Annotated in this window: 15 protein-coding genes and 1 pseudogene; 5 read left to right on the forward strand and 11 right to left on the reverse strand. The window is 48.3% G+C overall.

Going from position 1 to position 13161, the window contains the following annotated elements; all coding sequences use genetic code 11:
• Positions 1-133: 133 nt before the first annotated feature.
• The 4 genes and pseudogenes from MHI45_RS08935 to MHI45_RS08950 form a co-directional block, all read right to left on the reverse strand.
• Positions 134-1069 carry a LytTR family transcriptional regulator DNA-binding domain-containing protein gene (locus tag MHI45_RS08935; RefSeq protein WP_341118977.1) on the reverse strand — a complete coding sequence of 312 codons (936 nt, stop codon included), beginning with the start codon at positions 1067-1069 and terminating at the stop codon, positions 134-136.
• 177 nt (positions 1070-1246) lie between these two features.
• Positions 1247-1612 (reverse strand): collagen-like protein, encoded by a 366-nt coding sequence (locus MHI45_RS08940; protein WP_341118978.1) that lies wholly within the window; start codon positions 1610-1612, stop codon positions 1247-1249.
• 189 nt (positions 1613-1801) lie between these two features.
• The gene (locus tag MHI45_RS08945; RefSeq protein ID WP_076114664.1) at positions 1802-2224 is read right to left on the reverse strand and encodes a VOC family protein; all 423 of its coding nucleotides are present in this window, start codon (positions 2222-2224) and stop codon (positions 1802-1804) included.
• A 79-nt stretch (positions 2225-2303) separates the two neighbouring features.
• A pseudogene (locus MHI45_RS08950) lies at positions 2304-3278 on the reverse strand (sigma-70 family RNA polymerase sigma factor); the annotation flags it as partial.
• 530 nt (positions 3279-3808) lie between these two features.
• On the opposite strand from MHI45_RS08950, the gene MHI45_RS08955 reads away from it, so the two are divergent.
• Positions 3809-4162, forward strand: a complete 354-nt coding sequence (locus tag MHI45_RS08955) for a hypothetical protein (RefSeq protein WP_076113978.1) — start codon at positions 3809-3811, stop codon at positions 4160-4162.
• 125 nt (positions 4163-4287) lie between these two features.
• On the opposite strand, the gene MHI45_RS08960 is transcribed toward MHI45_RS08955, so the two are convergent.
• The 5 genes from MHI45_RS08960 to MHI45_RS08980 all read right to left on the reverse strand — a co-directional run bounded on the left by MHI45_RS08960 (position 4288) and on the right by MHI45_RS08980 (position 7720).
• The gene (locus tag MHI45_RS08960) at positions 4288-4467 is read right to left on the reverse strand and encodes a hypothetical protein (protein ID WP_076113977.1); all 180 of its coding nucleotides are present in this window, start codon (positions 4465-4467) and stop codon (positions 4288-4290) included.
• Positions 4468-4682: 215 nt separating this feature from the next.
• Entirely contained in the window at positions 4683-5453 is a 771-nt protein-coding gene (locus tag MHI45_RS08965) for an SDR family oxidoreductase (RefSeq protein WP_076113986.1), read from the reverse strand.
• Between the two features lie 84 nt (positions 5454-5537).
• A complete protein-coding gene (locus MHI45_RS08970) occupies positions 5538-6362 on the reverse strand; it encodes a MerR family transcriptional regulator (protein ID WP_076113976.1) in 825 nt (274 codons plus the stop codon).
• A 66-nt stretch (positions 6363-6428) separates the two neighbouring features.
• Entirely contained in the window at positions 6429-6734 is a 306-nt protein-coding gene (locus tag MHI45_RS08975; RefSeq protein ID WP_083675916.1) for a hypothetical protein, read from the reverse strand.
• Positions 6731-7720, reverse strand: a complete 990-nt coding sequence (locus MHI45_RS08980) for a zinc-binding dehydrogenase (protein ID WP_076113975.1) — start codon at positions 7718-7720, stop codon at positions 6731-6733. Before MHI45_RS08980 ends, MHI45_RS08975 begins: the two co-directional genes overlap by 4 nt.
• Positions 7721-7848: 128 nt before the next feature.
• Between MHI45_RS08980 and MHI45_RS08985 the strand changes: the two genes are divergently transcribed.
• Complete coding sequence (locus MHI45_RS08985; protein WP_076113984.1) at positions 7849-8703, forward strand: LysR family transcriptional regulator; 855 nt, start codon at positions 7849-7851, stop codon at positions 8701-8703.
• A gap of 376 nt (positions 8704-9079) precedes the next feature.
• Here the strand turns inward: MHI45_RS08985 and MHI45_RS08990 are convergent, their stop codons facing one another.
• Positions 9080-9790 carry a Crp/Fnr family transcriptional regulator gene (locus MHI45_RS08990; RefSeq protein ID WP_076113974.1) on the reverse strand — a complete coding sequence of 237 codons (711 nt, stop codon included), beginning with the start codon at positions 9788-9790 and terminating at the stop codon, positions 9080-9082.
• A gap of 130 nt (positions 9791-9920) precedes the next feature.
• On the opposite strand from MHI45_RS08990, the gene MHI45_RS08995 reads away from it, so the two are divergent.
• From MHI45_RS08995 to MHI45_RS09005, 3 genes are read left to right on the forward strand one after another with little or no spacing between them, the layout of a single operon-like run.
• Complete coding sequence (locus tag MHI45_RS08995; RefSeq protein WP_076113973.1) at positions 9921-10259, forward strand: cupin domain-containing protein; 339 nt, start codon at positions 9921-9923, stop codon at positions 10257-10259.
• Between the two features lie 18 nt (positions 10260-10277).
• Positions 10278-10643, forward strand: coding sequence for a cupin domain-containing protein (locus MHI45_RS09000; RefSeq protein WP_076113972.1), 366 nt, complete (start codon positions 10278-10280; stop codon positions 10641-10643).
• Positions 10640-11395: a class I SAM-dependent methyltransferase gene (locus MHI45_RS09005; RefSeq protein ID WP_076113971.1), complete on the forward strand. Its 756-nt coding sequence runs from the start codon at positions 10640-10642 to the stop codon at positions 11393-11395. Before MHI45_RS09000 ends, MHI45_RS09005 begins: the two co-directional genes overlap by 4 nt.
• Positions 11396-11493: 98 nt before the next feature.
• On the opposite strand, the gene MHI45_RS09010 is transcribed toward MHI45_RS09005, so the two are convergent.
• On the reverse strand, positions 11494-13161 hold the full coding sequence (locus MHI45_RS09010; RefSeq protein WP_144024478.1) for an MGH1-like glycoside hydrolase domain-containing protein: 1668 nt from the start codon (positions 13159-13161) through the stop codon (positions 11494-11496).

Below are 13161 nucleotides of genomic sequence, written 5' to 3' on the forward strand. Positions count from 1 at the left end.
CCACTTCCTTAGCGTTGATGGCTTAAACATATACAGATTCCATGCTTCCAGCCATCAAAACCCGCCGAAATGTAGCTATTATCGCCTGAATGGTACCACCCAATGCTTGATTGGTTCGATATTTCCCCGGAAATTAAATGTTAAGAAGTGCTTTTAATTCATGCAATTTTGAACGGGATAACGGAACCACAGCATCTTGACCTGTATTTAACCGCAAGCTGTAGCTATTCTTCGTCCATGTAATAATCTCTCTTACTTTTTGCAGATTAACGATGTAGGACCGATGGCACCTAAAAAACCCGAAATTCAACAATCTCTGCTCCAGCTCAGTTAGCGTCAACGCACAGTCATAATTTTCCCCGCCCACATGAACAAGGATCGAACCCTCTACACTTTCTATAAAATCGATTTCAGGCGGATTAAATAAAATTACTTTGTCATTTCTTTTGGTAGAGATCTTCTGCAAGGTTATATTGGCCTCGTCTTGTTTCTGTAATTCCTGCTTATCCTCTTCGGAGTCCCGAATATCCAATGGATGAAATCCGGACTCGTTCAACCGGTAAATGGCATCGCAGGAAATAAGGGCATCCTCTAAATTCGAAGTTAAAATTAATACTTGCTTCTCTTTCAAAAGGTCATCTAGAATCCGTTTAAATTGACGGCGATCTTGCTCTTCTAAGTAAAAATAGGGTTCCTCCAGTACAAGTGTAGGCTGATGCGCAAAAAAGACACGCAGCAAGGTCACATACACCCTTCTTGATGAGCTTAGGTCCTTGATTTTTACCTTTCGTTCTTCTTTTAATGCAAAATAATCCATCAACGAAGCGGCACGCTCATTCCTCTCCGTTACTCTGATTAGAAAAGTGATTAGCTCTTCCACCGTTAAACGCATATACTCGTTTTGCCCAGCCCGAAATAAATAATATCGGGAATGATCAACTAATTGATCCATTAAAAGCTGCTTTCGCTTCAAGTCCGTTATAATGCCAATCGATTGGTTCGTTGTCATATTTAATTCGATCTTCGGTAGAAATAACTCACCATCATAATACATCGGTTGAAATTGCATGCCGTCCTCCCGGTTAGTGCCGCTATAGGATATATAAAACAATTATAAAGTTGGGCTGCTTTTTTGTCATTTTCTATTAGAATATATAACAGCATGCCATAGGTCGGGAAAATAAGATGACAACAAAAGTACCACAACAAAGAGAACAGCCGCAGGCTGTTCTCTTTGTTATCTGCCTTAGAAGCATGTGAACGAGCTAATCCGATTCAAATCAATGCCGAAGTACGCCCAGAAGAAACCAGTCCATCTGAACCCTGCAATAGAATTACGCCCGACGAATACCGGGAAGAACCAGAATTGCTCGCCGTTGTTCAGCCAAATGTATGTGTTACGGAACAGGCATCGTCTGATTCCCCCGGGGTCGATGGCAAAAGCGGTAGCTGGCATTTGCGGTACGAATTGCGGTGGAGGAGCCGTCGGCGCTTGAACGCCTCCCGGTGCACCTCCCGGAAACCCCGGTCCTCCCGGCACGCCAGGTCCGCCAGGTCCGCCCGGGAACCCCGGAAATCCTCCGCCGGTCCCCGGTGTTGGAAAAAACCCCATATGTGATCGCTCCTTTCAATGATTAGGCATAATCATCATATGCATTCGCGGAAAGGGCGCTTGGGCCGATGCCCAACAATAAGATTTAACAGAGATCGACTATGCACAACACGGATGGTTTCGACACAAATCCAAGCTTTACAAAAAAAAGAGTCGCACCATCATCTTGTGCAACTCTTTATCCGTAATTTAGTCTTCAATTTCAGTATAAATTTGAAAAGTCACGCCGAATTTGTCCGTTACATCGCCAAACCCAGGGCTGAAAGGTTCTTCTTTAAACGGCATATTGACCTGACCTTCTTGCCGCAAGGCTTCATAAATCCGTTTTGATTCTTCTACTTCATTCGTTGTAATGCAGATGGTGACCCGTTTCCCGTTTTCACTAGGCGAACCGCCTGGAGCATCCGATAACATGAGTTCCGTTACTCCGACCTTTAACTTGGCGTGCGCTACAAGATTACTCAGATCGTCAGTGAACGTACCAGGCATGTCCGGCATTTCACCGTAAGTCACCATGGAGAGGATTTCTGCACCGATGGCTTGTTCATAAAATTGAATTGCTTCCTTTACCCGGCCCTCCAAAGTAATATAAGGGGTAAGTTTTACCGTCATAAGATTGTTCCTCCTTAAATTTTGATTTGATTCAATGTGGTTCATAAGTATAGACGATCCGGCCACCGTAAACTCATCGCTATATTGAAAAATCCTGCTTCGCGTCCAAACCTGTAGGCAATCCAAATCGAACAAATAAATCGGAGGCAATGAAATAATGGATATGAGCGATCTTATCCTGTTCTATCTCTAGAATATGAATGCTCCACGGAGCCAGCAGCCCATCCCTTCCGGTGGGTACATACTGAGCAAAAGCTGGACTATCCCCGTTAGCCCGAATCGGCAGCAATCTGGAACCCAAACAATGGCTGCGTGTTGTATTGTAGAATGAAGACAGATTAGAGCTGCCACGAACCCACATCTTAAATGGCGGCATCGACAAGCTACCGTTCTCGTGGAATAATGCTAACAATGCATCGATGTCGTACTGTTCGAAAGCTTCCATATAACTTGCAAGCACTTGTTGATCTGCCTGAACATCTCCCCCTTGTAATTCTTCGGACCGAAGATTCGACCGAGCGATCGTCGAGCGAGCCCGTTGCAAAGCGCTGTTGACGGCTGCCGTGGTCATCCCCATCGCATTCGCTGCCTCATTCGCCGACCATCGGAAGACATCAAGCAGGATCAGTACGGCGCGTTGCCGGGGCGGCAATATTTGCAGGATCGCAACAAAAGATAATCGAATGGTTTCTCTGCTAACCACGATATTGGCCGGGTCACCAACGTTATCGGGGGCCGGCCAGATCCACGAACTTCGGGGCAAGCTGTCCCTTGGTTCCATAATAATAGACGCGGGTTCTGAGAGATCCATCGGAAGTGCCCGACGCTTTGCATTCCTTAACCTATCCAAACAAACATTAGTGGCAATCCGATACATCCAAGCTTTACGGGAAGAATCCTGCCTAATCTGGTCCCAGTTCTGCCAAGCGCGAAGCAGCGTATCCTGCACCGCATCTTCCGCTTCAAAAATGGACCCCATCATCCGATAACAATATCCGATTAGTTCAGAACGCAACTCCTCGAGCATGTCTATTCCATGCTTTTGGCTCATTTTACGTTTCCTCCTTTTTGGCGTCCAAACAGCTTATATCTTACTATTCATATTAACATTTCATAAGCGAGAAAACTTGCCTCTATTTGTGATACGGTTCACCGGAATTTATCTTCAACTATACTGCCCGCTAGCGGCAAAAATTCTGCCAGAGGACTTGTTTCCAGATAAGTGAATTTTAGAGGGTGCCGCAAAGCAGTGTAACAAAAAGGATGAGACAAGATAAATCTCTCAAGATCTCTCAGCAAGGGGTTACTATATATAACCGATTCAGGAAATATTGAAATTGGAGAGATTCGCTATCTCTCATTTGATCTCAATGATATTAGCACTGGCACACTAACTGCAAGTGCTCAAAATTATATTACACCCTATACTTCTTATGCCGGTTTCAAAGCAATTGTAGTTCAATAAAAGTTCCAATCTCGAAGTGGTTCCTTGTTTTTTAAGGAATCACTTCTATTTTTGTCTTAATTTTCCAATGATATTTTCCGATAATTGTATTATTGCATTATTTGAAAGGAGAGAGGGTATTGTCTTATATAGCCGCAAGTAATGGAAGAGCCACAGCAGAATGGTCAGCTTATGCCCATTTGGTCATCGGAAGTCGGGTGCAAAATGAAGAACGGGGCATTAAAACAAGTGATACCAGCAAATCGATGAGTTTTGATGATTTTATGGGAGCAATTCAGAAGGGCGAACAATTAAATTCGTACAATGCGCGCCAGATTTCTAATGACGAAATTTTAAACAATCGTATATATGAACAGCACAATGGTGTTTCTGACGAGAGTAGGTTTCGTTTCTCCACGTTGCAAAAAGCTTATGAGCTAGGCCCTGTGGATAGCACCGGTGTGTTAACTTCCTCCTATCGCAGTAAGGCCTGATTAGAAGTCATTCTGTCATATCCATTATATTTGAACAAAATCACCCTAACGGGTGAATAAGCTTTCTAGCCAGCGGTCATTCGTCCGCTGGCTCCTCTTTTCTCACCAAGGTTCCATTACAAGCTTTATGCGCTCTGGCTTGGTTTCTTGCGTATGCTTGTGAGTTCAAAAGCCTCTTTAGGAATCCCCAGTTCATGAGCCTTCTTCTTTTTAATCACCATGGCTTGTTGTAAGCTAGTGGCTTGAAATTCAACTGTGGTGCCAAGCGGATCCTCAAATGCATAGTAACTTTTTTTATTGGACATTAAAACTTAGCGCCTCCTCATCTTATTCTCGAATGATTCTGCCTGGCAACGCCACAAGCATATTATCTCAATGCATGTATGGCAAATCGCCCTAATATTGTGCGTCTCATCTTAGAGAACTATGCGCGAAGGCCGACCTCATAAATCAACAGCGAACTCCAACAACGATAAATAGAATGTACTTTCGTCTACCTTAGCTTCTGTTCTGACATAGTTTACAAATGCGATCCGCCAGTCGCATCGATCATTTGTCCCGTTATCCATCGGCCGTCAGGTGACGCCGTGAAGGCGACAATATCTGCGATATCCGAAGGCTCACCTACGCGTCCAAGTGCCGACATCTCTACCGCAGACTTACGGCCATTGGGCGTGTGTAGCCACGACGCGTTTACGTCGGTATCGATTATGCCGGGCATGACAGCGTTCACTGTAATACCCCGCGGACCCAGAAGCTGAGCCAGGTGTAGGGTGAATGTATTTAGTGCGCCTTTGGTTAGGTTGTAGGTCATGATATGCGGATAGGCAATTCGTGTCACTCCAGATGAGATATTGATAATGCGACCTCCGTCTCGAAGACGTCCGATCGATTGCTGGACGAGGAAGAACGGCGCCTTGACGTTGACCGCGAACAGTCGATCAAAGTCCTCTTCACTCGTCTCTTCAAATGATGGGGATGTGCCAATGCCGGCATTGTTAACCAAGATATCAAAATGGTTGATGCCCGTTCTGCGGATAAGTTCCTCATCCAAGACCTGAAGAAGTCGATCGACTCCCTCCAGAGAATCCAACTCGGCACCGATGGCAAAAGCTGTACCTCCCGCTGCTTCGATCGCAGAAACCGTCTCTGCCGCCGCATCCCTCCGCGTGCGATAATGTACTGCGACTAGCGCACCTTCAGCGGCGAGACGCAGCGCGATCGCTCTCCCTATCCCTCGGCTGGCTCCTGTAACGACTGCGATTCGACCTTCCAAACGCTTCAAATTCATGTAGATCCACTCCTTATAATGGGTTGATACCATGATAAACCCTCCTCATAAGGGGAGAGTCAAGGAATGGACTCCAATCTTTTTTCAGACTCGTTCAACCGGCACGATCGCCTCTGCCAAACGTAGCTGACCATAAATATCTTTATCCGACGTCAGATAAATCTCCCGAACCGGTATCGCCTCGAGTGGCCGGTAGCCCGTGCCAGCAATCCAAGCCCGTAGCGTCTCGCTCGCCTTGCAATTATCCTTATACGGGTCACATTGATGAGTAAAAGAGGCAGCTTCCTTCATGCCGGGCATTTGGTGAATCTTCACCCTGCCGCTATTAGGAATCGGTTTTGAAACAGGAATAGCGACCTCGATGTCCGAAAGCTCTTCATCGCAATCGCTCCTCCGATGCCAGACGATTGTCATCTCACGGTCCGGCTCTTCTCCATGTGAGCGGACATACTGCTTCAGTTCGTCGAGCAACAGACACAGTTGGTTTTTTGGCAAAGTCTCGCGGACGTAAGCGACGAGAACCGGATCCACGCTTCGAAGCAAGAACTTCCCATTCTCCGCAACCGCCTCATTCCGTTCAATGCGCACGAGTCGCTCATCGATCACCGTAATTTGCTGCTGAGCCTCTTGTATCTGGCGCTCCAGCTCCTTTCGTTTCTCAAGCAACGTGCGCTCCGCTTTCGTCAGAGAGGCGGTTCCGGTAAGCATCGGTCGCATCTTCTCTAGGGTTAAGCCCTGCTCTTTGAAACCCGCGATACGACGGATCGTTAGCAGTTGCTCCGCAGTATAAAAACGATATCCCGATTCTTCGTCCACATGCGCGGGCTTTAACAAGCCGAGTTCATCATAGTGGCGCAATGTCTTCACCGTCACGCCGCTCAGTTTCGCGAACGCCCCAATTTTGAACATCCTAATTCCCCCTTTTGTGAATTCTTAGTATCGGCCTGTTCCCTATTTATTCAGAAATATATCAATTCAAAATTCCAGATCGTTCTTAGCTAAATCCAAAGCTACAGCAATTTTAATCTGATTTATCTTACTACGTCCCTTGAACAAATTCTCTATTGGATACACATCAACTATAGGTGCTATTTTTAAATCGTAGCGATCCAATTCAATCTTAATAACTGAGTGTACATCCACAAGAAAAGTAATAATATCTTCCCCCTGCTCTGGTGTCCAATATAAGATGTATGCTGTTTTCATTGCGGGAAAGGTCTCACTAATAATATTTAGAAATCTTTGCATGGATATATCATTGAAAAGTTGGTGTCCGTTCAATCTATTCTTATTCCTATATTACCGAACTGCTCCCCCTTCTGCATTCTGTGAAATGCCTGAACTGTATCTTGTAAAGGATATACTCGATCAATGATAGGACGAAGCATGTGGCGTTCCATAAATTGAAGCATGGCAGTAAACTCTTCACTACTTCCCATAGAGGTACCAATGATACTAATTTGGGGAAAAAATATGGACCGCATCGGGATCTCCATTCGATCTCCCGAGCTTGCCCCAAACGTGACAATACGGCCATTAGGTTTAATAATGTCAAAGTAATGTGGGAACGTCGCAGGTCCGATGCTGTCGAGGATGAGATCGACGGTGTCTCCATTCATACTTTCCTTCCAATCGCTATGACTGTCAAATGCGTAGTCAGCCCCATTAATGAGTGCAGCTTGTCTTTTCGTTTCACTACGTGATGTGACACTAACACGCGCACCCACCGCTGAAGCCATCTTCATGGCATAAGTCGCAACACCACCACCAATGCCAGGAATAAGGACGTGTTCACCTTGCTGTAAGCGGCCTCTCGTGAATAGAGCCCGATAGGCCGTCAAGGCGGACAGGGGTAGCACACCCGCTTCTTCCCAAGACAGGTAAGCTGGCTTGCTGATGGCATTTTGCACAGGAATGATGATAGACTCGGCGAATGTACCATCTGAAGGACCGCCTACAATGGCTGGAACGTACGGAACATTGTCGGCGGATTCCCATCCGATACATGGATTAATGATGACATCGGCACCTACTGGATGGCTGGATACACCTTCACCTACTGCTTCAATCCTGCCCGCGCCATCAGAACCAATAACCAAAGGGACATCCTGTTCTGTTCGATCTGCCATGATGAACAAGTCCCTATGGTTCAGCCCTGCAGCCTCTATCCTTACTTTTACTTCGCCAACCCCCGGCTTTTGGTCCCTAATATCTTTATATTTCAAGCCCTTCAGGCCACTTTGTCCAGCATGTACAATTGCTTTCATCTTGATTACTCCCTTAAGTCGTTATTAATGAATCTATATTGAATTGTACATAAAGGATGTAATCCAGTAAAATGATCAAAACTGAAGGCGACTATCATAAAGAATCATACCAGGCAGGTGACATGGAAATGGAAAGTGGAGATTTGAAAATATTTCAAGCTGTTGCTCGCGAGGGCACCATAACGAAGGCCGCGCAAGTCTTAAACTATGTACAGTCCAATGTGACGAACCGGATTAAGTACCTTGAGGCTGAGTTGAAACTCCCTCTTTTTCGTCGATCCAATCGGGGGATGACGTTAACGCCGGCAGGTGAGAACTTGCTGGAGTATACGGATAAAATACTGACTCTGATGGACGAGGCTGTGAAATCCACACAATACTCGGAGCATCCTGCGGGCCTTCTCCGCTTAGGTTCCATTGAAACGACAGCAGTTATTCATCTGACTCCTCTTCTGACCAAGTATCACTTACGATATCCCGATGTCAAACTATCGCTCATCACTGGCGAAACGCATGGTCTCTTACAAAAGGTGCTTGATTACGAACTAGATGGAGCCTTTGTCTATGGACCCGTTGACCAGCCTGATATAGAACATGTTGTGGCTTTCAACGAGGAGTTGGTGCTGATCTCGGAACCGGGTAAGAGTGACATGCGCGAATTGCTTACGAAGCCGATGTTGTTCTTCGACGTTGGATGTACACATCGCGCAAAAGCTGAGAAATTCCTAGGAGAAAGCGGGATGAGCTCTTATCAGATTATGGAGTTTGGAACGTTAGAAGTGATTCTAAATGGGGTAGCCGCTGGATTCGGCGTGTCTATGCTGCCACAATCGTCAATTACCAAGGCGGAAGAGGCGGGTCTAATATCTTCCCATCGCCTTCCTGAAGGGTACCGGGACTTGCACGTATGGTTTGTACATCGTCAGAATTCCATTTTCTCCAGTGCATTGTCAAGATTACTCCAAATAATTCAACAGCCATAGACATGCCTAGCCTACTGAATAAGAAGTGGTGGTAGACCAGCATCAGCAACTTCCATTACATCGTTTTCAAGATCTCTATTTCATCACGCTGGATGAGACTGCTGTCTCCGTGACGGGGAAGTCAATTCCACTCGTCTGGTGTAGGCCTGTTCATTGTTTCCCTAAACTTCGAACTGCTCGCTCCATGGGTCCGGCGGACTTAGCCAGTGCAGGGTTGTCTGTTATTTACAAATTTTGTAAATAACTTCATAGGTAGAGTATCCGCGAAATCATTAAGCTATCCTGCCCGTTCAATGAAACATAGTCAGTCTAACACTTTATTTTTCAGTGCAACTTTATTTTCCCGTCCCATTTCTCACGTTCGTCAGTCTAAACCCTACCGGTTAGACAGCTTTCTGGGCCTGGACAACACCTCTGTCCCGTAAGGATAGAGCAGCTCAAACTGATTCTTCGAGAACCGGATCAGCCCCTCCACCGCCATCCGCTGCAGCTCTCTGGATAGAGCGCTCCGGTCCACGGTCAAATAATCCGCCAGATCATTGCGGGAGAATGGAATGACAAACTGCGGGGCATTATTCTTCCGGGCTTGCAGGGTTAAGTAATGCAGAATCCGGGCACGCAACGATTTGTGGGAGACCAGATCCAGCTTCTGATAGATCGTACGGTTGTTCTCCAGCAGCAGTGCCAGCATATTCTCAATGATGCGTGCCCGCAGAGAGCAGGTGTGGCCGCCGGGCCGCACGATTTTATGGATCTGGATGAACAGGATTCTGCATTCCGTGCCTGCTACCGCCTCATAGCCGCTCTCTTCTCTGGTTGCACGAAGCGCCGTCTCGCCTACGATCTCCCCGCTGCCCAGCTCCGAGAAAATAAACCGCACGCCCTCCATGCTCTCCTTGCACAGCAGAACCTGCCCTTGCAGAATAATTCCCGCCGAATCCAGAATATCTCCGGGCCTGAAAATAACCTCCTTGCGCATAAACTCCCGGACAGTGCCTCCAAGACAGCTCAATGCCTGCTGAATCTCAGGTTCCTCAAACCCCCTGAACAAGATGGTGCTGCCTATCGTAGCCAAATCTTTGCGCATTCCCTTCGCCTCCTGTTGCTATGGCAACAGAGTCAATTTCATTACTCTGTTATAATTCAATCAATGAGAATAATTCTCAATTATAATTATAGCAGATTGGGCCCATCAATCAACACCAAGGAGGAAGCGTATGAGCGGAATTTCGGCCGGCCAGGTGTTCTATTTACAGGAAATGATCCAAGTTAAGCCCGGCCAGATCGCAAGCAGGAAGCTGTCACTGCCCGATATTCCTGACACGGCCCGGACCGGGCAGGAATGGGTGTTGTATGCCATGGACGAAGAGGAAACTATCAGCAGCGAAACTTCGCCCAGCACCAAGCTTATCTATGTCCTGGAGGGAACGCTGCGGATGCTGGTGGATGTTCAGGACTGCAGCCTGACAGCCGGAGGAGCTGTCATCGTCCCCAGAAATACCTGGCATGCGTATGCCGCAGGAAGCAGATGCAAATTCCTGCAGATCAGTCTATAACAAATGGAGGAATGTATCATGGAATCAGGCGGATATATCAAGAAACTGCCGCAGTCACAAGTTCTGGATTTAAGAGAAATCATCGGCATTGAGGAGCAGCAGATCTGCAGCCTGACGCTGGTGCAGCGGCCTAATCTGGCAATGACACTGTTGTCTCTCGATAAAGGGTCCTCGATTGGAGGGCACTCTTCACCCGGCGATGCGCTCGTTCATATCCTGTCCGGACAAGCCCAAATCACGATCGGCAGTGAGCAGTTCCTGCTGCAGCACAATGAGAGCATCCTCATGCCGGCCAATATCCCCCATGCCCTGCAAGCTGTCGAAGCCTTCCAGATGCTGCTGATTGTAGTCAAGCCGGAACAAAAGGTGAGGATTGGAGGATGAAGAAGGAGGTAGGCCATAATTTTCTTGCCAAGCTAGGCAAAAAGCGTCTGCGCCCCGGCGGTGTGGTTGCCACCAACTGGCTGTTGGGCCAGGCGGAGCTGGGCAGTGAGAGCAAGGTGCTGGAGGTTGCCTGCAACATGTGCACCACCTCAATCCAGCTCGCCCGGAGCTACAAATGCAAGATTACAGGCATTGATATGGACTCCCGGGCATTGGAAAAGGCAAGAGCAAATATCAGGGCGGCCAAGCTGGAAGACCACATAGAGGTTATGCAAGGTAATGCGATGAAGCTGCCTTTTGCGGATGAGAGCTTTGACGTAGTTATCAATGAAGCGATGCTCACGATGCTGAATGGGGCGGCTAAGATGAAGGCGGTGGCTGAATATTACCGGGTACTGAAGCCCGGAGGCATTCTGCTGACCCATGATATCAGCTATACGAAGGAAAATATGGCCGATGAGCTTGCAGAGCTGCGGCGGACCATCCATGTGAACGTCGAGCCGCTGCCTGCCGCCAATTGGCAGCAGCTGTTCTACTCGGCAGGCTTCTCGCATGTAGGCACCGCTACAGGTCCGATGTCGCTGATGCAGATTCAGGGACTGATCCGCGATGAAGGCGTGTTCGGCGCTATGCGCATTATCAGGAACGGCCTCAAGAAGGAGAACCGCGAGCAGTTCAAGAAGATGTTCAGGTTCTTCAATACCACCGGCAAGGAGCTCAGCTATATCGCCGTCTGCAGCCGGAAGCAATAGATCTTACAGACAGAACAGGGAACAGCAGCGGGCAATATGCCCTACTGCTGTTCCCTTCTACTGTTTCCTTCTGTTATTCTCTTCGCATACAGCCTGCGTTATGAACGTCCCCGGATTCCGGGGTCATAAGCAGGGGCGATCACACCGATTTCAGGCCCAGCTTCAAAGCCCTCCGCCGTATAAAACAGCTGTTGATTTCCTTTGACGGCAACGCTGTAGGTGTTGCCTCCCCACTGAACCAGGCCTTGTGCAGGCTGAGCCATCATGCCCACCAGTGCCTTCAGATTTCCTCCGCGGTCCGTCACGGCTCTTGTTCCATAAGGGAATGCGAGATGTGCATTGCCCTCCTTGTACAGCATGGCTCCTTCCCGGGTATTCACCAGCTCATATGACACCCCGTCGATGATGCGGGCATAAGCAGTCGCGCTCGAAAGCTCTTCCCCATGATCCATGGCATAAGGCACAAGTCCGGTAAACCATATCTCACCTTCCGGTGTCGGCAGGATGCCGCAGGTCCGCTCTACCAAATCCAGCACACAGAGAATCGCCGGGGAGTAGGTATCAGTATAACCTTCGGTTCCGGTCCACGGGCTTATAGTCTGGGAGAAATTCTTCATCCTTGCCACTGCATTCAGAATAGGGGTGATGATCCAAGTCAGCTCCACATACCGGCCATGGGCTTCAAAAGCATGCGGAGTGCGGATCAGGGTCAAGAAATTGGTTGTCCCCGCCCAGCTGTTATACGCCGATGAGGGGTCAAACCGCGGATCATCCATCGCGATGGACGTTAAAGGATATTTGGCAAAAAACTTTGCGGTATTCAGCAAATACCGCTTCAGTGCCGAGTCGAACAAGGCACGCTCACCTACTTCACAAGCCAATACACGCAGCAATACATCGGATTGAACCCGGACAAAGTGGTCATTGCGGTCCAGGTCATAAAAGAATTCATCGCTTTCGTCATAGCAATATTGAAACAGACTATCGAGGCTTTGGGCCGCTTTTCGCTCCCAGACAGAGCCGTCTTCCCCCAGGATACTGGCCATACGGGCCATATACTTGCGCTGGCAGTACACATTGGCCGTGAGGTCTGGTGCAAGCAGCGGCAGTACTGGCGATTCAAGGCTGAAGCGGCGCGGATCATCCATGTGCGGGGTATCCGGAATATGCCAGAACCGCGGGGACAGATCGTGGCCGGTGTCAAAAGTACAGAACGCCTCCACACAGCCTGAGCCGCGTGTATTCCTGTACTGTACCAGCCACTCGTCAAATCCGGCCATTGCCTGGTACATCTCCCGCAGGAATTCTTCATCTTGTCCGTTCAGGGAGTAATGATTCCATACGCTTCTCGCGAGCGGCGTCACCATCTGGATTTGCCTGTAGGCCGGACCGTTGTCCGTAATCTTGTAAGGGAGCAGGCCGTCCTCCCTCCGGTACTCGGCGAATAAGCGAAACGTAGCTTGCGCGACATTCGGCATATATCGGGACAACAGCTCTGCGTTGATCGTCCCTGTACTCTCCAGCCAGGTGCCTCGATAAGCTCCTCCTTCATGAAGCACGGGTGCGCCTTCGCCGGCAGAAACAATGCAGTCCAGCAGTTTCTTAACCGCGCTGTAATAGACCTTCTCCAGGCTTCCGGAAGCGGAGGCGAATTTCACACCGGAGTTCAGCCATTCCTTCAGCATCTGTTCATCGGAAGGTTTCTTAAGCTCACCAATCTCCGATGCCGTGTCGATGCTTCTTAGCCGGTCAAGCAAATCCTTCAT

The organism is Paenibacillus sp. FSL H3-0321 (assembly GCF_038002865.1).
Taxonomy (GTDB): domain Bacteria; phylum Bacillota; class Bacilli; order Paenibacillales; family Paenibacillaceae; genus Paenibacillus_AQ.